22 protein-coding genes are annotated in these 21,020 nt (G+C 40.3%); 11 read left to right on the top strand and 11 right to left on the bottom strand.

Features of this window, described 5'->3' with window-relative positions:
* Positions 1-35: 35 nt before the first annotated feature.
* On the top strand, positions 36-230 hold the full coding sequence (locus J678_RS15195; RefSeq protein WP_001138289.1) for a DNA gyrase inhibitor YacG: 195 nt from the start codon (positions 36-38) through the stop codon (positions 228-230).
* Here the strand turns inward: J678_RS15195 and J678_RS15190 are convergent.
* The 5 genes from J678_RS15190 to J678_RS15170 form a co-directional block, all read right to left on the bottom strand.
* Positions 227-871 carry an MBL fold metallo-hydrolase gene (locus J678_RS15190; RefSeq protein WP_006580499.1) on the bottom strand — a complete coding sequence of 215 codons (645 nt, stop codon included), beginning with the start codon at positions 869-871 and terminating at the stop codon, positions 227-229. The genes J678_RS15195 and J678_RS15190 overlap by 4 nt on opposite strands.
* 23 nt (positions 872-894) lie before the next feature.
* Positions 895-1,911: a ferrochelatase gene (gene hemH, locus J678_RS15185; RefSeq protein WP_017393982.1), complete on the bottom strand. Its 1,017-nt coding sequence runs from the start codon at positions 1,909-1,911 to the stop codon at positions 895-897.
* A gap of 73 nt (positions 1,912-1,984) precedes the next feature.
* Positions 1,985-2,989: a DUF4062 domain-containing protein gene (locus J678_RS15180; RefSeq protein ID WP_017393983.1), complete on the bottom strand. Its 1,005-nt coding sequence runs from the start codon at positions 2,987-2,989 to the stop codon at positions 1,985-1,987.
* A 119-nt stretch (positions 2,990-3,108) separates the two neighbouring features.
* Entirely contained in the window at positions 3,109-3,975 is an 867-nt protein-coding gene (gene murI, locus J678_RS15175) for a glutamate racemase (RefSeq protein ID WP_031959255.1), read from the bottom strand.
* Positions 3,976-4,023: 48 nt separating this feature from the next.
* Positions 4,024-4,635 carry a DUF1285 domain-containing protein gene (locus tag J678_RS15170; protein WP_002053462.1) on the bottom strand — a complete coding sequence of 204 codons (612 nt, stop codon included), beginning with the start codon at positions 4,633-4,635 and terminating at the stop codon, positions 4,024-4,026.
* A gap of 184 nt (positions 4,636-4,819) precedes the next feature.
* On the opposite strand from J678_RS15170, the gene J678_RS15165 reads away from it, so the two are divergent.
* Positions 4,820-6,532, top strand: coding sequence for an electron transfer flavoprotein-ubiquinone oxidoreductase (locus tag J678_RS15165; protein WP_017393984.1), 1,713 nt, complete (start codon positions 4,820-4,822; stop codon positions 6,530-6,532).
* Positions 6,533-6,573: 41 nt separating this feature from the next.
* Here J678_RS15165 and J678_RS15160 read toward each other — a convergent pair whose 3' ends face one another.
* On the bottom strand, positions 6,574-7,101 hold the full coding sequence (locus tag J678_RS15160; protein WP_017393985.1) for a hypothetical protein: 528 nt from the start codon (positions 7,099-7,101) through the stop codon (positions 6,574-6,576).
* A gap of 84 nt (positions 7,102-7,185) precedes the next feature.
* Positions 7,186-7,443 (bottom strand): sulfurtransferase TusA, encoded by a 258-nt coding sequence (gene tusA, locus J678_RS15155; protein ID WP_002053527.1) that lies wholly within the window; start codon positions 7,441-7,443, stop codon positions 7,186-7,188.
* A 184-nt stretch (positions 7,444-7,627) separates the two neighbouring features.
* Between tusA and J678_RS15150 the strand changes: the two genes are divergently transcribed.
* Together J678_RS15150 and lnt are read left to right on the top strand one after the other, a co-directional pair.
* A complete protein-coding gene (locus tag J678_RS15150; RefSeq protein WP_017393986.1) occupies positions 7,628-8,467 on the top strand; it encodes an HlyC/CorC family transporter in 840 nt (279 codons plus the stop codon).
* The gene (gene lnt, locus J678_RS15145) at positions 8,464-10,023 is read left to right on the top strand and encodes an apolipoprotein N-acyltransferase (protein ID WP_002156963.1); all 1,560 of its coding nucleotides are present in this window, start codon (positions 8,464-8,466) and stop codon (positions 10,021-10,023) included. Before J678_RS15150 ends, lnt begins: the two co-directional genes overlap by 4 nt.
* A 1-nt stretch (position 10,024) precedes the next feature.
* Here the strand turns inward: lnt and J678_RS15140 are convergent, their stop codons facing one another.
* Positions 10,025-10,363 (bottom strand): tRNA-binding protein, encoded by a 339-nt coding sequence (locus J678_RS15140; protein WP_002156976.1) that lies wholly within the window; start codon positions 10,361-10,363, stop codon positions 10,025-10,027.
* A 240-nt stretch (positions 10,364-10,603) separates the two neighbouring features.
* Here J678_RS15140 and J678_RS15135 point away from each other — a divergent pair, with 240 nt between their 5' ends.
* Positions 10,604-10,864 carry a DUF2798 domain-containing protein gene (locus J678_RS15135; RefSeq protein ID WP_004710772.1) on the top strand — a complete coding sequence of 87 codons (261 nt, stop codon included), beginning with the start codon at positions 10,604-10,606 and terminating at the stop codon, positions 10,862-10,864.
* Positions 10,865-10,924: 60 nt separating this feature from the next.
* Here the strand turns inward: J678_RS15135 and J678_RS15130 are convergent, their stop codons facing one another.
* From J678_RS15130 to gspF, 3 genes are all read right to left on the bottom strand, one after another.
* Positions 10,925-11,269, bottom strand: coding sequence for a hypothetical protein (locus J678_RS15130; RefSeq protein ID WP_004698999.1), 345 nt, complete (start codon positions 11,267-11,269; stop codon positions 10,925-10,927).
* A 265-nt stretch (positions 11,270-11,534) separates the two neighbouring features.
* Positions 11,535-12,050: a type II secretion system major pseudopilin GspG gene (gene gspG, locus J678_RS15125; RefSeq protein ID WP_017393987.1), complete on the bottom strand. Its 516-nt coding sequence runs from the start codon at positions 12,048-12,050 to the stop codon at positions 11,535-11,537.
* Between the two features lie 23 nt (positions 12,051-12,073).
* Positions 12,074-13,279, bottom strand: coding sequence for a type II secretion system inner membrane protein GspF (gene gspF / locus J678_RS15120; protein WP_017393988.1), 1,206 nt, complete (start codon positions 13,277-13,279; stop codon positions 12,074-12,076).
* Between the two features lie 148 nt (positions 13,280-13,427).
* On the opposite strand from gspF, the gene J678_RS15115 reads away from it, so the two are divergent.
* The 6 genes from J678_RS15115 to J678_RS15090 all read left to right on the top strand — a co-directional run bounded on the left by J678_RS15115 (position 13,428) and on the right by J678_RS15090 (position 20,816).
* Positions 13,428-15,656: a primosomal protein N' gene (locus J678_RS15115; RefSeq protein WP_017393989.1), complete on the top strand. Its 2,229-nt coding sequence runs from the start codon at positions 13,428-13,430 to the stop codon at positions 15,654-15,656.
* Positions 15,657-15,732: 76 nt separating this feature from the next.
* Positions 15,733-17,574: a monovalent cation:proton antiporter-2 (CPA2) family protein gene (locus J678_RS15110; protein ID WP_000008979.1), complete on the top strand. Its 1,842-nt coding sequence runs from the start codon at positions 15,733-15,735 to the stop codon at positions 17,572-17,574.
* Positions 17,575-17,739: 165 nt separating this feature from the next.
* Positions 17,740-18,615, top strand: coding sequence for an Hsp33 family molecular chaperone HslO (locus tag J678_RS15105; protein WP_004710781.1), 876 nt, complete (start codon positions 17,740-17,742; stop codon positions 18,613-18,615).
* 136 nt (positions 18,616-18,751) lie between these two features.
* Positions 18,752-19,363 carry a LysE family translocator gene (locus J678_RS15100; RefSeq protein WP_017393990.1) on the top strand — a complete coding sequence of 204 codons (612 nt, stop codon included), beginning with the start codon at positions 18,752-18,754 and terminating at the stop codon, positions 19,361-19,363.
* Between the two features lie 149 nt (positions 19,364-19,512).
* Entirely contained in the window at positions 19,513-20,475 is a 963-nt protein-coding gene (locus J678_RS15095; protein ID WP_017393991.1) for a DnaJ C-terminal domain-containing protein, read from the top strand.
* Between the two features lie 11 nt (positions 20,476-20,486).
* Entirely contained in the window at positions 20,487-20,816 is a 330-nt protein-coding gene (locus J678_RS15090) for a chaperone modulator CbpM (protein WP_017393992.1), read from the top strand.
* Positions 20,817-21,020 lie beyond the last annotated feature (204 nt).

The following is a 21,020-nucleotide window of genomic DNA, read 5'->3' as shown; positions in this document are numbered from 1 at the left end:
TAATCTATTTCTCTTCACTTTGAGGATATCGCTTTATGCCACGTACATTCCCCTGCCCACGTTGTGGTGAACCAAGTGTTTGGGAAGGCAATGAATTTCGTCCGTTTTGTTCTGAACGTTGTAAACTCATTGATTTAGGCGCTTGGGCAAACGATGAATATAGACTGCCTACCCAAGATGCTCCTCAGCAAGACAAGGGTAGTCAGCATGAAGATGATTATGAAGATTAACCCGCTTTACCTGCGACAAAAGGGTTAAATTGTTTTTCATAGCCAATGGTACTCATTGGACCATGACCCGAAATAAACTGGGTTTGATCTGGCAAGCTAAAGCATTCACGTTGAATCGACTCAATGAGTTGCTCATGGTTACCACGTGGAAAGTCTGTTCTGCCTATTGAGCCTTTAAATAGGACATCGCCAGTCCAGAGTAAACCATGATTCTTGTTATAGAACATGACGTGACCTGGTGTATGTCCTGGTGCAAAACGCACCTCAAACTCATCTTCACCGAGTTTTAGCACTTCACCGCCTTCAAGCCATTGATCAACTTTTACTGGCTGTGGAATTGGAAAACCATAACGTGCTGAAACCTCCTGAATCATATCTAGCCAGAACTGATCTTCTTTATGCGGACCAACAACAGGAACACTCCATTCTTGTGCGAGCTCACCCACCGCCCCTGCGTGGTCTAAATGCCCATGAGTGAGCCATAACGCTTTTACTTTTAAACCTAAGGCTTCTACTTCTTTCTTCAAAACAGCAGCGTCACCGCCTGCATCAATCAAAACTGCTTCTTTTGTTTCACTGTCCCAAACTAAAGAACAATTTTGAGCAAAAGCAGTAACTGGAACAATTTTGACTTGCAGCATAAGAACCTCTGGCTAAAACGCAATTAACGGTGGGCTAAGGTATGGGTAAGGGCATCAAGATTAGCCTGAACTAAACCTGCAAGCAAATCAATATGAGCTTGATCGCTATTTAAAGCAGGAATGTAAGCGTAGCTTCCACCACCTGCCTCTTGAAACAACTCAGCGTTTTGCATAGCGAGCTCTTCAAGTGTTTCTAAACAGTCAGCAGAGAAAGCGGGACTTAAAACCTGAACAGACTTAACGCCTTGCTTCGCCCAATCTTGTAAGAGCTGATCGGTATAAGGTTTCACCCATTCTTGTTTTCCAAACCGTGATTGGAAACTAATAGCCCATTCATCATCTTTTAAATGCAAAGCTTCAGCGACTAACTTTGCAGTAATACGACAACGATCTGCATAAGGATCTCCTTTATCTGCATAAGGCTGCGGAATACCATGAAAAGACATCAATAGTTTTTCAGGCTTACCATGCTGTGCTTGATAAGCTAAAACACTTTCTGCCAGTGCTTGAATAAACATTGGGTGCTGGTAGTAGTCTTTAATAATGGTCAAGCCTGGCAAATTTCGCTGAGTAGGAATCCACTTAGCAAATGCGTCATATAACGGTGCTGTCGATGTGGCAGAATACTGAGGAAATAAAGGCAATAAAATGACATGCTCTTGTGGATGAGCTGCTAACTTTTCTAAAACTGCATCAATACCCGGATTACCATAAGTCATGGCGGACAACACAGTTAAGTCAAACTGTTTATTTTCACGCTCTAAATAAGCCTGCACACGTTGAGTTTGCTCAAATACAATTTCACGCATGGGCGAATCGGTAGACCATACCGAAGCATAGGCATGCGCTACTCTTTTTGGGCGAAAAGGCAAAACAAACAGATTTAAGATAATCCACCAGATGAATTTTGGTATTTCAATCACACGTGAATCAGATAAAAACTGCTTTAAAAAACGGCGCACCGCTGGGACAGTTGCCTCATCCGGTGTGCCTAAATTCGCTAAAATGACAGTAACTTTCGGTTTTTGTTCAAACGACATGCGCAAATGCCTTTCAGTTCATCTTATGACACTAATGTAACAGTTTTCATGGTCATATCTAAATTGAATTGCTCTAAGCTTTTAATCGAGTCACCCGATGGTTCCATTTATAACTGAGCAAGAGCTTTTGCGCTTTTGTCGTCACCTTCCATAAACTATGCTGCTGATCAATCTTGGTTGGAACAATCCAACCCTGTGATTGCATCTGATTTTTAATACGGAATAGTGCCTTGTGATTAATCTGTGCGCCAGCCACTGCATGTGCTCTTGGCAACTCCTGACGGGCATCCTCTAGTCCCGCATGATTGAGATATTCATTGAGACAAGTTCCAAAGTTTTCTTCTGGCATGGCTGTCTCAAAATGTTTAGCCAATATACTTAAGAGCTGTGACCAAGTCATTTGTCTCTGACGCTTAAGCTCTCTAAAGTTGCCATCTTGAAAAGCTTGAATGTGATATTCAAACGCAAAAACATCATGTGGAGCCACTTCATTGGTTTGAGTTGATGACTCTACTAACTGTTGCTCTAATTGTGAAATTTTACTTTTTAATCGATTAATTTCATCTTCTAATTGATGTGCTTGGTGTGCAGGTACCCAGCCTTGCCCCACATGCTGTTCAACTATTAGAGGCATATTTAAACGGACCGCTAACTCTAAGTCACGAGGGCTTTTAAAGTAAAATATGTGGTGAGCTTCATGTAATAGTTTTTTTCTAAATGCGAGAAATTTTTCTTTAAGCTGTGGATGAGCCTCTTGTAAATGCATCTCGCGACTTTCCGGCTGTTCATGCATAAATACAACAATCGGTTTAGCTCGACTTAAAGCGTATTCATACTCTAGAGCAAAGTAACTAGCACCAGAAATAGATTGTTCACCATACTGGCTACCTAGCAACAAAACAATATAATCCGATTCATCAATTTGCCGACGGGCAAGTGTTGTAGTTAAAGGACTTCTATACTCTAAACCCCAAGCAAAAAAACCCATACTGACTAAAGTTTGAGAGAGAACCATACGTTCAGGTTGCATCTCGCGACCTGACGTTGAAATAAAAATCTGATAGCGTGTATCGAGCATAACAATACCCTTATCGCCCCATAATCTTAATATGGCCCAAATAAGCCAAGATTATGAACCGCCCCAAATAAGAAAAATAAATATAAAAAACGCTTTCTTCTGAATGCCTACAACAGAGCTCAACTCAGATTGTGTAGCGTCCATGTCAATTCTTGTGGAATCATATTCTGTAAAACAGGTTGCAATGCTTCGGCATTATTACCACTTACATAACATTCAATACGTGCAACATTCTGACGTATTTGGTCACATAATAACTCATTTTTTATTAAAATACGGGCTGTTTGTCGGGCAACTGCCAATCCCGAATCAACCAGTGTGAATTGGTTATCAAAAAGATGATGAATTGCTTCATTTAAGAACGGATAATGTGTACAACCAAGCACTAAATAGTCAGCCCCTTGATCGGCTGCAGGCTGTAAAACCTCTTTTAATGCATTCAAACAAACAGGACTCATTTGCTGGCCTGCTTCGACACAAGGAACAAGCTCCAGATTGGTTAAAGTCATGACTTTAACACCCGCTGGAACAGCAAATTTTTCAACGACATCTTTAATAAGTTGCCCACGAAAAGTAGCAGGCGTTGCCAATACTGCAACTACTTTAGAACGGGTTTGTAATACGGCAGGGTTTAATGCCGGTACTAAACCAACAATGGGAAAGTGCTCGCCATAATGTTCACGTAAATGGTCAAGACTAAATGCTGAGGCAGTATTACATGCCACGACTGCAATTTTACAACCTTGGCGGTATAACCAGTCGACAGCGCGAGCGGTAAGCTCTCTAATTTCTTCATCAGAACGAGGGCCATAAGGAACATAGGCTGTATCGGCATAATACACAATATGTTCGTTTGGCAAATATCTGGCAATTTCTGCTGCAACTGACATACCTCCAATACCTGAATCAAAAATACCAATTGGGGCATCTGCCGATGCTTTAGGCATAGATTCTAATTCGGTAAATAAAGGCTGTATGGCTGTCATGGCAGTACTAGAGAGTGTCGGAAAATTTCACTCTATAAAGCTTAAACCTCAAGTGCCTAATTGCAAGTGCAAATTACCACTTTTTAACTGCAAAATGGTTTCGCCTTTATCATTTTCGACCAATGTTCCGTAGTTCACGAGATGATAGAAAGCCTGACGTTGAATAAGCGCATTAATACCAAATCGGACATGCACGTATGGGCGTAATTCTCCTGCATATTCGCGCATAAAAATCGGGTGTTCTGCATCAACTAAAATCACATCTTGATTGGTGGTAGTCAGTTGCAAAAACTGATCACCTGAAATTTCAACCTGATCGACCTGATTGACCAATAAAGGTTCATCTTCAACTTCGATTTCAATTTGTTCTACAGGGGTTTTCAGGTAGAATTTACCCTCTTCTTTCCATAGGACTTTGGTAAACAAATCCAATAGAGCTTGGCGCTTGATTAATTGACCTTCGTGCCACCATTCTCCATTGGCTTTAACCGTTAAATCCATTTTACCGCAATGCTTTGGATGCCATTGCTCTAAAGGTGGGATTGACCTTTTGTGACTTTGCTGTACACCTTTTAAGTATTGTGCAATGTTCATTAAGTTTTTATCATCAGATAACGGTATTTTTCCCATATCCGATGGGGAATTATTTTGATTTACCATAGTTTATGCCTTGCTGACGAGAAAATATGACGACTCAGCCAATTGGCTAGATCATGGTTTAAAACTATACTAGCCAAAACGATAAAAGGCACAATAGCATATTTGCGCCTATGGATTAAAACTCACGGCAGCACCGGATGATCTGACATTACGGTTGCCACCTTTAAGTATTGAGGAGTCCTACATGGAACACATCGAACGCGAATCGATGGAGTTTGACGTTGTCATCGTAGGTGCAGGACCTGCAGGTCTATCTGCTGCGATTAAGATCCGTCAATTAGCGATTGAGAATAACTTACCCGATCTTTCAGTTTGTGTAGTTGAAAAAGGCTCTGAAGTAGGTGCGCATATCTTATCTGGTGCTGTACTTGAACCGCGTGCTATTAATGAACTTTTCCCAAACTGGAAAGAAGAAGGTGCGCCTCTTAACGTGCCTGTAACTGAAGACAAAACTTTCTTCTTGCTTTCAGAAACTACGTCTAAAGAAGCACCTCACTGGATGGTTCCAAAAACCATGCACAATGACGGTAACTATGTTATCTCGCTAGGTAACGTTGTTCGCTGGTTAGGTCAAAAAGCTGAAGAATTAGAAGTTTCTATTTTCCCTGGTTTTGCTGCATCTGAAGTGCTTTACCATGAAGACGGTACTGTAAAAGGTATTCAAACTGGCGACATGGGTATTGGTAAAGATGGCGAACCAACGCATAACTTTACTCCGGGTTATGAGCTTCACGCTAAATACACCCTCTTTGCTGAAGGTTGCCGTGGTCACTTAGGTAAACGCCTAATTGCAAAATATAATCTTGATAAAGATGCTGACCCTCAGCACTACGGTATCGGGATTAAAGAACTTTGGGAAATTGACCCAGCAAAACATAAGCCGGGCTTAGTGATGCACGGTGCAGGTTGGCCATTATCTGAAACTGGTTCGTCTGGTGGTTGGTGGTTATATCATGCTGAAAACAACCAAGTGACTTTGGGTATGATTGTGGACTTGTCTTATGAAAATCCACACATGTATCCATTTATGGAAATGCAGCGCTGGAAAACTCACCCACTTATTAAACAGTATTTAGAAGGTGGTAAGCGTATTTCTTACGGCGCACGTGCTGTAGTGAAAGGCGGTTTCAACTCATTGCCTAAATTGACTTTCCCAGGTGGTTGCTTAATTGGTGATGACGCAGGTTTCTTAAACTTTGCAAAAATCAAAGGCTCACACACTGCCATGAAATCAGGCATGTTATGTGGTGAAGCTGTATTTGAAGCGATTGCTGCTGGTGTAGAAAAAGGCGGTGACCTTGCAATTGCACGTGTTACTGAAGGCGAAGATTTATTCGTTAAAGAATTGACTTCATACACTGACAAATTTAACAACAGCTGGTTAAAAGAAGAGCTTTTTAACTCTCGTAACTTTGGCCCAGCAATGCATAAATTTGGTCAATGGATTGGTGGTGCATTTAACTTTATCGACCAAAACGTCTTTAAAGTTCCATTTACTTTACATGACTTGAAGCAAGACTTTGCTGCATTGAAAACTGTTGATGCAACGAGCTTCAAACCAAACTATCCAAAACCAGATGGCAAGCTTACATTTGACCGTTTGTCTTCGGTGTTTATTTCAAACACTGTACATGAAGAAAACCAGCCAGCTCACTTGAAGCTTACTGACCCTTCAATTCCAGTGAACGTAAATTTACCAAAATGGGATGAGCCTGCACAGCGCTACTGCCCTGCTGGTGTTTATGAAATCATGGAAAATGATGATGGTTCTAAACGCTTCCAGATTAACGCAGCAAACTGTGTTCACTGTAAGACTTGTGATATTAAAGACCCATCTCAAAACATTACTTGGGTAACGCCTGAAGGCGGCGGTGGTCCAAACTATCCAAATATGTAATTCCTTAAAAAAACTCCCCTCAAATGAGGGGAGTTTTTTTATTAGAATATCTTCGATTTTTTACCAAATACCATAACTGTTGGTCCAATGGCTGTATGTGCAGCGCCATAGTCCTGATGAATCTCAATTCGATAATCATCACATTGATAGATATATTTATTGTTCTTTTGGACCCAACCTTTTTGGGGAACCTTAAAATTTTTGAGAATTCTACTTTTAAAAAGATCTAAGTCCGTCTCATAACTCGCCATAGGGCCATCAAGAAAATTCAAACTAAATGAAGTAATCACTTCGCTATCCAGATCGTAAGCAATATGATCAATCCAAGTCACGCCTGTTTTTTTGATCTGGGCATCAACCCCATCGGCAAACTCTAAATGGTAACTATCTCCTCCTAATACCACTTGCTTTACTGAAGGGTGAAGCTTTTGAAACTCACGAATATTTTGCCCAACCTTTAAACCTGCGACATTCATAGTTTGTATAGGAATTTCACAGGTTTTTGCATATGCGATTGAATTAAATAAGACACAAATAGCAAGCCCTAAGCATAGATGAGAACTTTTCATCTTTACGTCCTGAAATGAAGTGTATTCAGTGTTTTAGTTTTTATTAGATTCAAGAACATGGAGCTAAAGCTTTAGATATTTGCTTTAACCCTTTTTCACCAGATAATGAAATTCTTTATGACCATTTTCATCTAAGCGTTCTTCTTGCAAAAGCAACTCATGACCTAAATGCATACAAAATTTAGGAATGTCCCACGAAGTCGAATTGTCTGTTGCGAAGACCTCAACCACATCTCCAGACTTAGATTTACGAATGGCTTGATGTAACATCATAACAGGTTCCGGACAACGTAAACCACGCGTATTGAGTTGTACAGTAGGTGAAATAGGTTGTTCTGACATAACAAACTCGAACAAATAGAATTTTCACATTTTAGCATAAACTGATCACTGACTTATGAACTGTAACTGGTGTTTACATAACAATATGTGTTTTGTCTTTTACTTTGTTTTATAGATGCATAAGGGCCTTTTCTTCGGTATGATCAATGTATTCATTTGATACATTGAGTCTTTAGGAAAGATCATGCAAGAGGAACCGAGTCCGTCGTGGGGAATGCGAGGCTTACGAAAGTGGTTAGGTACAGCGCCCGAAACCCGAGATGAATTATTAAAACTAGTCCAAAATTCACGTCGTTTTTTAGAACCTGATACTGTTGCCATGCTTGAAGGTGTTCTTGACCTTCCTGCTACAAAAATTCGTGAAGTCATGACGCCACGAACAGCAATGATCAGTATGCAAGAAGATGATCAGTTACTTGATATTCTTCACGTATTGGTTGAGTCTGCTCACTCACGTTTTCCAGTTTTCTCAGCTGACCAACCCGATAACGTCGTCGGTATTTTATTGGCAAAAGATTTACTGCCATTTTTGACTGAACCGAATACCAAATTAGATATTGGCTCGCTTATGCGCCAGCCATTATTTGTGCCTGAAAGCGCACGTTCAGATCAAGTTCTTCGTATGCTCAAACATACCCAAACCCATATCGCAATTGTCATTGATGAATATGGTTCAACGGCTGGTCTTGTTACGCTTGAAGATATTCTTGAAGAGATCGTTGGTGAAATTGAAGACGAACATGATACTACTGATGAAGATGCACAGTACATTGTTCCAGATAACGACCATACTGTAGCGAATGCATGGATGGTGCAGGCACTTACACCAATTGAACACTTCAACACTGTTTTAGATGCTGATTTTTCTGACGATGAAGTAGAAACTGTCGGCGGTTTATTGCTTCAAGAAATTGGTCTAGTCAGTGATTTACAAGGTCAGACAGTTGAACTTGGAAAATGGTTATTTACGATTGTTGAAGCAGATGCCCGCACTATTCATCTGATTCGAGCTGTACGTCAATGAGAGCATACTTTGAAAAGCTGTTAGATTCTTCGCAACAACAAAAACAGCTTCCTTTAATTTTTCCATTGCTCATTGCTTTATTTTCAGGTGCCGTGTTCAGTTTTGCACTGGCACCTTATTATTGGTGGTGGCTGGCAATTTTGTCTCCTGCCCTACTCTATGCAACATTACATAAACGCTCAGCCAAACAAGCATTTGCAATTGGCTGGAGTTATGGTTTTGGTTTATGGTTTGTAGGGGCTTTCTGGCTCTATACATCTATCCATGTATACGGCGATACCAATGCCTTTTTAAGCGTATGTATGATTGCTGTTATGGCTCTTGTGATGGGGTTATTTACAGCATTCCAAACTTGGGTTTATCGACGCTTCTTCCCTGAAACACCGCTGACTTTCGCCCCTCTCTGGATTGTTTTTGAGTGGGCTAAAACTTGGGTGTTTACAGGTTTCCCATGGCTATTTGTAGGGTACGCTTTTACCGAACGTTTACTTGATGGCTATGCACCGCTATTTGGTATTTATGCAATTTCTTTCGTGGCAATTGTACTAGCATGTGCTTTAGTTGAAGTTCTGCGTAAGCGTATTTTCTGGGTTATTCCTTCTGCCCTATTAGTTTTAGGTGCATGGGGAGCATCATATATTCAGTTTGTACAACCTAAAGCGGCTAAACCGCTTAGTGTTTCGCTTATTCAAGGTAACATTCCACAAGATTTAAAATGGCTAACCGAATATCAAGTTAGAACATTAGAAATTTATGCAGGTTTAACTCAATCTGAATGGGGCCGTGACCTCATTGTATGGCCTGAGTCTTCAATTCCACTCTTCCAAACCGATATTGAACCGTTTTTGGATGCCATGGATGCACAAGCGAAAAAGAACCATACTGCTTGGGTAACCGGTATTCCTTATTGGGATGTTGCAAAATCACATCAAGTCGGCAGTCCTCTGTATTACAACAGTATTATGGCGTCTGGCAGCGATTCAAGCGGCCTTTATAAAAAGCAGCGTCTTGTGCCGTTTGGTGAATATATTCCGCTTTCAGGTTTACTCTCTTGGGTGTTACCAGCCATGCAAAATGATATTAGCATGAGCGGTTTTACACGTGGTGAGAGCAATCAGAAACCACTTTTAATTAAAGGGCATGCGCTTGCTGCTGCAATTTGTTATGAAGTGGCTTACCCGAACCTAACACGACGTAATGCAGAAGATAGCGACTTCTTGGTGACTGTATCTAATGATGCTTGGTTTACGGGTACTGCTGGCCCATGGCAACATTTACAAATGGTACAAATGCGCGCAAAAGAAAATGGTCGCTGGTTTATTCGTGCAACCAACACAGGTGTAACAGCGTTTATTGATCAAAATGGTCATATCACTGAACAAGCACCGATTGATAAAGAGTTTGTCTTGAGAGGTGATTTACCGGCTATGCAAGGCCAAACTCTCTATAACCGTTTAGGTGATTATCCAATTTTAGGATTTGCAGTATTACTGTTGGTTTTAGGTTGGATCTATCGTCCACGTAAAGTTGATGTGTCTTATAAATCACGTCGCTAAGTTATAATAGCTTTGTACCCAGAGGAACTTCAAACTCTGGGATACAAAGTGCAACATCCCCATCTGCGTTATGAAACCCTGTCACTAAACATTCTGATTGAATAGGCCCTATTTGCTTTTTAGGGAAATTCACGACGGCAACTACTAATTTATCAATCAAGTCCTGCGGTTGATAAAGTTTAGTAATCTGGGCACTCGATTTACGTACACCCAATTCTTCACCAAAATCTACATGCAGAATATAAGCAGGTTTACGCGCCTTTTCAAAAACCTCAGCTTGAATAATTTTACCTACACGAAGCTCTACTTTTAAAAAATCATTCCACTCGATTTGTTCCATTTACTTTTCTCATATTCTTAAATATCTGATTTGAAGCATATAATATGTACAAATAAAGAAACACCCTCTTTTTATTTTCAGCTCTCAAAATTCATGTTAAATTAAATCTGCTGACTCAAAAGCCGTAAACGTTTACGTCAATCAACGTGCCAACATACCTCCAACAATGCTTGGAGCTATTTATTCAAAATATTTTTATATTTTGAATGGCACGGGCGTTTGTTGGTTTACGGAGTTAAAATGAAAAACTCAAAATCTTTATCTAGTTTTAGAAAACTTCCAAATCGCTATACCTCTATCGTTTTACCCTTTCTTTTATCGATCATTATGACTTTTGTGGTTTCAATGATTAGTACATTACGAAGTTTGGGATTAGAAGAATTTTCCCTATATGTATGGATGTCTGCATGGGCAATTTCTTGGATAATCGCTTTTCCAACATTACTTTTAGTCTTACCGATCGTCCGTAAAATCACGACACTATTGGTACAGCCTGCTTAAACAAAAAAGACGTAGATTTAATATCTACGTCTTTTTCAAAAATGAAGTTAGCTATCAGTATTAAAAAGCGATAGATAACTGCAAAGATAAATAAGCAACTAGACTTGATAAAAAAACCATTGGTACATAGCGATAAGCTTTAAAAACTAATTGCTCATATTTAGATGATATTTGTTTCGCTTGCCATACGCTCGCTTTTAATGCAGTGAAAAAGCTCACCATTAACCATGCACTGACAATACTTAATGCGAAGAAACCAATCATGATTTGGCTGCTACCTTCTGTACTCAGCCATAGTTTTAATGAAACTTCAGCAATTGGTAATAATGCTAAAATCAATAGGACAGACTTAAGCATCGCCCAATGAAACTGATTCAGTTCATCAAGTACGAGAAATGCTTTCATTTAATCTCTCCCATAGTTTTATAAAGTGGTTTTTATTTATTATGCAAAGCTTTTATTTAAATATATAGCTTATTTTCTCTCATATTTTAACTTTCTTGTAACTATTAAATATGGGAATAATTCTTATTTTAAATCTCAAAATTAAATATTAACTTTTTTACCTTATTTTCAATTAGTTATTATATTTTTGTGATTAAGAAAGATTATCAATTCGGATTATCGTTTTATCTTATTAACCGAATCGATAATCTCTCTTATATTTTAATTAAGGCTGATAGTAAATATCGGCATCGTTGCCTTCACCACCTTCTTTACCATCTGCACCAAATGAATATAAGTCAAAAGGATGACCGTCTTTTCCAGGAATGACATATTGAATATCATTTTTCCAACTGTCTTTAGGATAACCACCTTTCACATAACCACCTGGCATCCAGTTTTTTGCTGTAGCAGGTTGATTAATAAGTGCATCTAGTCCGCCTTCTTGCATAGTTGGGAAATGTCCGTTATCGAGCTTGTACTGATCTAAAGCACCCGCTACCCCCTTCAACGTAATTTGAGTGGTATCGATTTTAGCTTTTTCACTACGACCCATGACGTTCGGCACAATTAAAGCCGCCAACACACCTAAAATAACAATCACGACCATGACTTCAATAAGGGTAAAGCCTGAGGCACGTTTCATTCGAGCACCGCTCGAACGTGCCGAAAGTCTGAAAGCTACGCTTGAGGTTTTTTGAGCATCCTTAACGTGCTCTTTTTGTTTCATGACCATCTTCATCATTATCTCTAATATCAAAGTTATTAAATCATATTGTTCATATTTACGATTGGCAGCATAACTGCAATTACAATAACCAACACAATGCTTGCCATTAATACCAGCATAAGCGGTTCAAGTAATGCCAATAAGGTGGAAATAAATGTCGTCACCTCACGGTCTTGCATAGTTGATGCACGTTCCAGCATACGGTCAAGCTCACCTGATGCCTCACCACTTCGAATCATTTGTACCATCATTGGTGGGAAATAACCACTGCGCTCCAATTGCGTACCCAAGTTACCACCTTCGGTAACACGCTCAGCAGCATGGGCAATAGAGTCACGGATGACCCAGTTATTGGTCACAGCAGCACCAATTTTTAGAGCATCCACCAACGGCACACCCGAACGAGTCAAAATAGATAAAGTACTGGCAAAGCGTGCAGCATTAATACCACGAGACAGTTTACCGAATAATGGCAATTTGAGTGTTAAGCGATCAAAAGCATAATGACCAGCCGTTGTTTTTAAAAACCGCACAAAGGCAACAACGCCTATCACAGCAAAAAGGATGATAAAGACCCACGCATGGCGAATAAAATCACTTGCTTTCATTAAAGCGACTGTAATCCATGGTAAGGCATCTTTGCTTTGATCGAAGGTTTTTACAATCTCTGGAACCACATAGGTCATTAATCCCATCACAATACCAAATGACATCAGCATTAAAATGATCGGGTAAATCATGGCACCTTGAACTTTCTTTTGCATGGCAAAACGGTTCTCAGTGTAGTCTGATAGCTGATCTAAAATGAGATCTAAATGACCTGAACGCTCACCTGCTGCAACCGTTGCAATATAAAGGTCAGGAAAACGACCTGACTGTTGCATGCCTTGCGCAAGTGAGTGCCCTTCTAATACTCTTGAACGAACCGCGAGTAAAAGATTTTGCACATGTGCTTTTTCACTTTGTCTGCTCACGGCGCGGAGAGCTTCTTCTAAAGGAATTGCAGCAGCGACCAAAACGGAGAGTTGTCTGGTCATCAGTGCCAAATCATAAGCACTAAACTTTTTCTGGAATAACCCGTGGCTTTGATGCTTATCTTTTTGTTCAACAGGGTCAACGCTAATCGGAGTCCATGCTTTATCGCGTAATTGTTGGCGAATCTGACGTGCTGAGTCTCCTTCAAGCACCCCCTTTTGCTGCTTCCCTGAAGCATCAATAGCAGTAAATTGATATGCAGGCATGGTAATGTTCTAATTTTCCAAAAATAATAGTCGCTGCTGTTGCATCTATGCTACGCAATCATTCATATTCATTCTATAGCCTGTGTAGAATACCCAAGTCCTCTTCACGACGCTATGCCGTTTTTTAAAATTGACGAAATGAGCCTCTATGACCATAACGCCAAAGCCTGATTCAGCTGTTTATCGTGTGCGTGTTGCCGTACCTGTGCATCTGTACGACACTTTTGACTATACACTCACCAAAGTACAATATGAACGGGCTCAAGTAGGTTCACGCGTCGCAATTTCATTTGGACGGCAAAACCTGATTGGTATCATTACTGAAAAAGTTGACCCACAAGAATCATTTACAGGTAACTTTCAACTTAAAGCCATTTCTGAACTTTTAGATAATGAACCTATTTTAGATGAACAAGTTTTAAATTTATTGACATGGTCAGCACAATATTACCAATTTCCGATTGGTGAGGTGATGCAGACTGCTTTACCTGCGTTATTACGTCAGGGTAAACCCATGGATGTTTTATTTCATCTATGGAAAATCATTCCATGTGACAATGTTCAAGCTTTATTAAAACGCTCAATCAAACAACAAGACGCTTATCAAATTTTAAAATTACACCCTGCCGGAACTACAGAAAATATTCTTAATTTGAGTGGTGTAGAAACTGCGACACTTAAAGCACTTCAAAAGAAAGGACTGGTAGACTGTACGCTTGAGCCACATGACTTTAGCCCAGCACCCGTACAATTGGCTCAAATGCCACTCACGCTAAATGATGACCAAAAGAAAGCAACTCAGCACGTCATTAATGCACAGCATCAATATCAAGCGTTTTTGTTGGATGGTTTAACGGGAAGTGGTAAAACCGAAGTTTACCTGCACATCATGCATGAAGTGCTAAAGCAAGGTAAGCAAGTACTGGTGTTAGTTCCTGAAATTGGTTTAACCCCTCAAACCATTTCACGCTTTAAGTCTCGTTTTAACTGTGACATTGCTTTATTACATTCGGGCTTAAATGATTCGAAGCGCTTACAAGCATGGCAACAGGCACAGACTGGAAAGGCCTCTATTATTTTAGGGACGCGCTCAGCCATTTATACCCCGCTGCCACGTTTGGGCCTTATCATTTTAGATGAAGAACACGACCTGTCTTATAAACAGCAAGAAGGCTTTCGTTACCATGCCCGTGATGTCGCGCTTTATCGAGGACATTTACAAGGCTGTCCTGTTCTTTTAGGTTCGGCAACCCCAAGCATTGATAGCTATCACTTAGTCGAAACTGGCAAGTTAACTGCACTTCAACTGAACCAACGTGCAGGCCATGCGCTTTTACCAAAAATGCATTTGATTGATCTTAAAATTGTCAAAAAACAGCATGGTATTAGTCAGCCTTTAATCGAACAGATTAAAAATACCCTAGCAAGAAAAGAACAAGTTTTAATTTTTTTAAACCGACGTGGTTATGCACCTGTTCTGGTCTGTGAAAGTTGTGGTTGGCAAGCGAATTGTCCGCATTGTGATGCGCATTTTACGTTGCACACTCAGCCCTACTCTTACTTACATTGCCACCACTGCGGCACAGTTCATCGCTTGCCAGACCACTGCCCTGAGTGTCAGCAAAAGAGTCTCAAAACTTTAGGTGCTGGTACAGCCAAGGTTGAAGAGCATTTACAAGAATTATTTCCAGAACATGATGTGATTCGGGTCGATCGTGACAGCACCAGCCGAGTCGGTAGCTGGCAAAAAATTTATGATCGCATTCAGCAAAATAAACCTTCGATTTTGCTCGGTACGCAAATGTTGGCAAAAGGTCACCATTTTCCGCATGTGACCTTGGTTGCTATTTTAGACATCGATGCAGGTTTACTGAGTGTCGATATCCGAGCGCCAGAGCGTACTGCTCAATTGATTGTACAAGTAGCTGGTCGTGCAGGTCGTGGAGAACATAAAGGCCATGTTTATTTACAGACTTTAAGGCCAGATCATCCTTTACTCAACACACTCATCGAAAAAGATTATCGGGCAGTCGCAAAACAAACATTGGCTGAGCGTAAAGTTGCATTACTGCCGCCTTATCGCTATGCCGTACTTATACGCGCTGAATCGAAAGATCGCGACTATACCTTGCATTTTTTAAATGAAGCTGCCGAGCAACTTCGCCAAATTGCAGGTGATATTGTTGATATCTGGGGACCAATTCCAGCGCCAATGGAACGTAAAGCGGGACGTTACCGCGCACATATGGTGATTTTATCTGCTGACCGCGCTCGTCTGCATTTTTACTTAAGACAATGGTGGGCTCAGTTGGTCCATGCGCCAAGACAGCATCAACTCAGACTCTCAATTGATGTTGATCCACAAGAATTTAGTTAGATGATTTGAATATCATGGTGTGAAGTACACTTTTTCCCTTTACACTTAAAAAAGATCAATACATTCGGGGCAATGAATGTCATTCCTACTGCAAGCAACTATTTTTCTTGGAGCATCTCTGATTTTAGTCCCTTTGGGCAAACGCCTAGGGATTGCAACAGTTTTAGGTTATTTATTTACGGGCATACTTCTTGGCCCGAGTGTGTTAAATATTGCCCATGATCCTGAGGCCATTATGGAGTTGGCTGAATTTGGGGTCATTTTACTTATGTTCCTGATTGGTCTAGAACTCCGCCCGCAACGTTTGTGGGAAATGCGTGACTCCATATTCGTGATGGGAAGTTTACAAGTCGTGATTACGGGCATAATTCTCATGCTCACCGTATTGCTGCTATTTCAACAACACCTCGCTGCCAGCTTTGTGATTGGTTTTGCGCTTGCACTGTCTTCTACGGCCTTTGTATTACAACTTCTGACTGAGAAACAACAACTCAATACCACCTATGGTCAGCAATCTTTTTCAATCTTGCTTTTCCAAGACATTGCAGCAATTCCATTACTTGCGGTGATTCCTCTTCTGGCAGGAACCGAATCTACCCATCATGGTATTGCTTATTTTGCAGCCATCATCGCGACGTTTACTGGTTTGTTCCTATTTAGCCGTTATGTCATGCGCCCATTTTTCCGTTTTGTCGCCAAGAGTGGTGCGACTGAACTGATTACGGCTGTAGGGTTATTTATTATTCTTGCCGTTGTGTTACTGATGGACACTTTAGGCATTAGTACAACATTAGGTGCTTTCCTTACCGGGGTCCTTTTAGCCGACTCAGAATTCCGTCATGAGCTTGAAGCAAGTATTGCACCGTTTAAAGGGCTCTTACTTGGCTTATTCTTTATGACCGTAGGTATGACGACACAATTGTCGTTACTGATTGAAATGCCTTGGCTCATTATTGGTGGAGCAATTGGCCTACTCGTCATCAAAACCCTCGTTTTAACTGCCATTGCCCGCTATAAAAAGTACAGTTGGAACAATAGCTTGTTACTCGGGACTTGCTTGGCTCAAGGCGGTGAATTCGCTTTTGTAATTTTGAGCCTAGCAAAAAGTGAAAAGATTTTAACGGATGCCTTATTAGAGCCTGTCACGTTGATTGTGACCTTATCAATGGTCCTTACCCCAGTAATTTACTGGATTATGGCCTGTAAAATCATTCCCCTTTTTCATAAAGAATTGCCACCTGAATATGATGAGATTCCTCAGCAAGATAACCCAATTATCATTGCCGGTTTTGGGCGCTTTGGACAAATTATTGCGCGTATTGCCCGCTTACAGCACTTAGGATTTACTGCCATCGATAACAATCTTCATCAAGTGGACTTTGTTCGACGTTACGGCGGTAAGCTCTATTATGGTGATGTCACCCAGCCTGACTTACTTCGCTCAGCAGGGATTGAAAAAGCGAAAGTATTTATTTTAGCAATTGATGATGTCGAAGATTCTATGAATGTCGCACGTCATCTTAGATTGAACTATCCAAACCTAAAATTACTGGCTCGTGCCCGTGACCGCCACCATGTGCACCTATTAAGAGACTTAGGTGTTGAACATATTTGGCGTGAAACCTATTTATCATCATTAGGTATGGCTTATCGTGCTTTACGCGAACTCGGTATTTCCGATGAACAAGCTTATAACAATATCGAAATCTTTCGGGATTATGATGAGAAATTACTCATACAGCAGCAAAGCATTTATACCGATGAACAAAAGGTTTTTGAAACCCATCGTAATGCTCTGGCAGAACTTGAACACCTATTTGAAAGCGATGCACAACAAGCCACATCGAAGCACGACGTTAACTTAAAGCGTCATTTACAACCAAATCGTATCGACATTACACGAGATCACGAAGAATAACTTGAGATTTCGCAAAATGGCTATATTAAGGACTTATTCACATTGCCTAAATGATTGCGACAATCGGTACAAGAGTTGCCGATGTCCTGCTTGCAGCTTCGCTGCATTCCCTAAGCCTGATTAAACCGAAATTGTTATAATCTGCTTAGGGCCCTGGAGAATATTATGTCTGATTTACGCCAACGCTTTTATATAGAGGACTTTCCTGTTCGCGGTGAAGTAGTTCATCTGGAAGAAGCATTACAAACTATTTTAGCTCAACGCGACTACATGCCTGCGGTTAAGATTCTATTAGGCGAGATGTTGAGCGCGACTGCATTACTTGCAAGTACTTTAAAAATCAAAGGCCGTATCAGCTTGCAAATCCAGGCTAGCGGCTCTTTCAAATGGGCCATGGCTGAATGTAATCACTTAGGTGAAGTTCGTGCTTTAGCAGACTACGAAACAGATCCACGTTTTGTTGAAGCAACTGACAGCAGTACAGTCCTTGGCGCTTTAGTTAATCCAATTTTATTTATTAACATCGAACCTGAGCATGGTGAGCGTTATCAAGGGATCGTACCTCTTGACCAAACAAACTTAGCGGGCTGTTTGATGCAGTATTATGATTTATCTGCTCAAATTCCAACTCGTATTGTATTGGCAAGTACAGCTAAACGCTCTGGTGGTTTACTCATTCAGTTATTACCTCGTCATGATGAGGAAGAGCAAAAACTGGTTGATGAAGATTTATGGCCACGTTTAACCATGCTGACTGAAACGCTCAAGCCTGAAGAACTAACTGAGCTTTCAGCGAATGAAATTTTGTATCGTCTCTATAATGAAGAAGAAGTACGCTTGCCAGAGGTTGAACATTTAAAATTTGGCTGTACTTGCTCTAAAGAGCGCTGTGCTAAAGCACTCATTCAAATTGGTGTTGATGCTGTTCATGAAACATTGGAAGCACAAAACCCGATTCAAATGGATTGCCAGTTCTGTAATACTCGTTATGAATTCACTGCCGAAGAAGCATTAGGTCTGTTTGGTGAACATTTGAGTTAATCCCTTACTTTATAAAAAGGCGGTCAAACCGCCTTTTTATTTATCTATAATTTTTGATGAGAATTTTCAGCATGTTATTTTAAATCAGTTAATATGAGCTTACTTTATAACCCAATAAATAAGATGCTTATATTTCATGAATTATTTTGATTATTTTCTCTTTATTTTCAGTGTCATTATTATGATTGCCACACCTGGCCCTGTCATGATTTTGGTGGCAAGCGCCGGACTGAAAGGAGGATATACGAAAGCACTGGAAACCATTTTTGGTACAAATCTCGCCTCACTGGTTTTAATTTTTATTTCGGTACTCGTACTTAAAGGAGTACTCGGTATTAATGAAAGCTATTTAAATATTATTCGTATTTTAGGCTGTCTCTATATTGGCTATTTAGGATTTAATATTCTCAAAGAAGTCATCCAAGCTCCGCATCCTGAGGCAATACAAACCGTTTCTGCCCAAAATGGTGGTTTTAAAAAAGGCTTTTTAGTGGGTATTTCAAACCCTAAAGATATTATTTTCTTTTCAGCTTTCTTTCCTCAATTTGTCTCTATTTCACCTAACCTAAATTTCAGTTTGACCCTTCTTACACTTACATGGGTTGTTTTAGATTTTTTAACCCTATCTTTGGTTTATGTATTCTTCCGTCGCCTTTCTAACAGCCACTTATATCCTAAAATACTCGGCTTATGCGGTCTATTGCTTTTATTAATTGCCTTATACGGTTTATATCAAACTTTCATATAAAGAATGAGAGGCATAGTCCTAATCGACTTATGTCTCTTCCACCTAGTCTCCCATTTTTGTAAGAGAACAACTCTTATACAATCTAGCTCATTGAAAGCCTTAAAAATTGTTTCATAATGAAATAAACAACACCATCGTGATAAAACATTATGGCCAAAAATTATTATGAAGAATTAGGGGTTAAACGAGAAGCCTCTGCTGATGAAATTAAAAAAGCATATCGCAAATTAGCTCGTAAATATCACCCCGATATCAGCAAAGAAAAAGATGCAGAAGAAAAGATGCAGGCGATTAACGTCGCCTACGACACCTTAAGCAATGCCGAAAAAAAGGCTGAATATGACCAAATGTTAGACCACCCACAAGGTTTCAACGGCTTTGGCCAAGGTGCAGCTCAAGGTGGATTTGATGGCGCACGCTTTTATCGTCAGGGCTTTACAGGCGGCAGCGGTGAACAAGCTGACTTTAGCGGTTTTGAAGACTTATTTGGTCGTTTTGGTGCAGGCTTTGGTGGTGGACAACAACAATACCAAAGGCAACAACGTAGTTACCGGGGTGAAGATCAACATGCCAGCATAGAGGTCGATCTTGATATTGCCTATCATGGGTCAACACAACAGATTACCTTGCAAATTCCGACTGTGAATGTTTATGGTGAGCCTGAGGTACAGCGCAAAACCCTACAGGTGAAAATACCTAAAGGGATGAAGGAAGGTCAACAAATTCGTCTAAGCGGACAAGGACAAAGTGGCATCAATGGTGGTGCCAACGGCGATCTTTATATCGAGATTCAATATAAAGATACAAATCGTGTTCATGTAGAAGGCAGTGATGTATATTTAACTGTAGATGTAGCGCCATGGGAGGCCGCATTAGGTCAAGGTATTGAAGTAAAAACACCTGCAGGACCTTTACATGTCAATTTACCAAAAAATGCAAAACAAGGACAACAGCTACGTTTAAAAGACAAAGGGATACCAAATAAAACGCCAGGCCATCTTTATTTAATTTTAAATATTGTATTCCCACCTGTGCATTCTGAAAAAGAAAAAGAAGCCTATCAGCAATTGGCAGAAGCCTTTGCTTCATTCGAACCTCGTTCATCTCATTAGGGAGCAAGATCATGACAGCCATCCATTATCGAGAAATTGTATGTGACGGCCACACCTTTAGTGCTGAAGTCGTTGATGAACAATGTACATTTGATCTGCAACAATTTGCTCAAGCCTGTGGTCAAAGCCCGGACTGGATTCTAGAGCTCATTGAGTACGATATTTTAGCGATTGATACTCCACCTGAAAAACATCAGTTTTTGGGTGAAGATGTTATTCGTGCTCGTAAAGCGTATCGTTTACAACGTGACTTTGATGCAAGTTTGGCAGCAGTTGCGGTGATGTTAGATTTGATTGATGAAGTGCAACAACTTAGAAAACAGTTGAAGCATTTTCATTAAGATTTTTTCTTCTAAATAATCTTTAAAATAGGTATGAACTAACGTGATGGGCGGCATGGATGCCGCCTTTTGGACTGCGGTAACATGGATGTACCGTCAGTCCAATAAAGGGGTTTTGTTACTTTTGCCCAGTCAAAAGTAAGGATATGCCTATACAAAAAATATCTAATTAATCCATATATTTGAGGCAGTACTAACAAATCA

It is taken from the genome of Acinetobacter sp. 1424608 (assembly GCF_000588255.1).
In the GTDB taxonomy this organism is placed as follows: Bacteria; Pseudomonadota; Gammaproteobacteria; order Pseudomonadales; family Moraxellaceae; genus Acinetobacter; species Acinetobacter nosocomialis.
The sequence above is the reverse complement of the archived record's forward strand: the minus strand, read 5'-3'. Positions and strand labels throughout refer to the sequence as shown.

Coding starts and splice junctions, on each gene's coding strand:
- tusA (WP_002053527.1), bottom strand. CDS start 7,443: ATGTCAGAACAACCTATTTCACCTACTGTACAACTCAATACGCGTGGT.
- gspG (WP_017393987.1), bottom strand. CDS start 12,050: ATGAAGATGGTCATGAAACAAAAAGAGCACGTTAAGGATGCTCAAAAA.
- J678_RS15165 (WP_017393984.1), top strand. CDS start 4,820: ATGGAACACATCGAACGCGAATCGATGGAGTTTGACGTTGTCATCGTA.
- J678_RS15115 (WP_017393989.1), top strand. CDS start 13,428: ATGACCATAACGCCAAAGCCTGATTCAGCTGTTTATCGTGTGCGTGTT.
- J678_RS15100 (WP_017393990.1), top strand. CDS start 18,752: ATGAATTATTTTGATTATTTTCTCTTTATTTTCAGTGTCATTATTATG.
- J678_RS15180 (WP_017393983.1), bottom strand. CDS start 2,989: ATGCTCGATACACGCTATCAGATTTTTATTTCAACGTCAGGTCGCGAG.
- J678_RS15095 (WP_017393991.1), top strand. CDS start 19,513: ATGGCCAAAAATTATTATGAAGAATTAGGGGTTAAACGAGAAGCCTCT.
- J678_RS15170 (WP_002053462.1), bottom strand. CDS start 4,635: ATGGTAAATCAAAATAATTCCCCATCGGATATGGGAAAAATACCGTTA.
- J678_RS15110 (WP_000008979.1), top strand. CDS start 15,733: ATGTCATTCCTACTGCAAGCAACTATTTTTCTTGGAGCATCTCTGATT.
- J678_RS15130 (WP_004698999.1), bottom strand. CDS start 11,269: ATGAAAGCATTTCTCGTACTTGATGAACTGAATCAGTTTCATTGGGCG.
- J678_RS15090 (WP_017393992.1), top strand. CDS start 20,487: ATGACAGCCATCCATTATCGAGAAATTGTATGTGACGGCCACACCTTT.
- murI (WP_031959255.1), bottom strand. CDS start 3,975: ATGACAGCCATACAGCCTTTATTTACCGAATTAGAATCTATGCCTAAA.
- J678_RS15105 (WP_004710781.1), top strand. CDS start 17,740: ATGTCTGATTTACGCCAACGCTTTTATATAGAGGACTTTCCTGTTCGC.
- gspF (WP_017393988.1), bottom strand. CDS start 13,279: ATGCCTGCATATCAATTTACTGCTATTGATGCTTCAGGGAAGCAGCAA.
- J678_RS15150 (WP_017393986.1), top strand. CDS start 7,628: ATGCAAGAGGAACCGAGTCCGTCGTGGGGAATGCGAGGCTTACGAAAG.
- J678_RS15195 (WP_001138289.1), top strand. CDS start 36: ATGCCACGTACATTCCCCTGCCCACGTTGTGGTGAACCAAGTGTTTGG.
- lnt (WP_002156963.1), top strand. CDS start 8,464: ATGAGAGCATACTTTGAAAAGCTGTTAGATTCTTCGCAACAACAAAAA.
- J678_RS15140 (WP_002156976.1), bottom strand. CDS start 10,363: ATGGAACAAATCGAGTGGAATGATTTTTTAAAAGTAGAGCTTCGTGTA.
- J678_RS15135 (WP_004710772.1), top strand. CDS start 10,604: ATGAAAAACTCAAAATCTTTATCTAGTTTTAGAAAACTTCCAAATCGC.
- J678_RS15160 (WP_017393985.1), bottom strand. CDS start 7,101: ATGAAAAGTTCTCATCTATGCTTAGGGCTTGCTATTTGTGTCTTATTT.
- J678_RS15190 (WP_006580499.1), bottom strand. CDS start 871: ATGCTGCAAGTCAAAATTGTTCCAGTTACTGCTTTTGCTCAAAATTGT.
- hemH (WP_017393982.1), bottom strand. CDS start 1,911: ATGTCGTTTGAACAAAAACCGAAAGTTACTGTCATTTTAGCGAATTTA.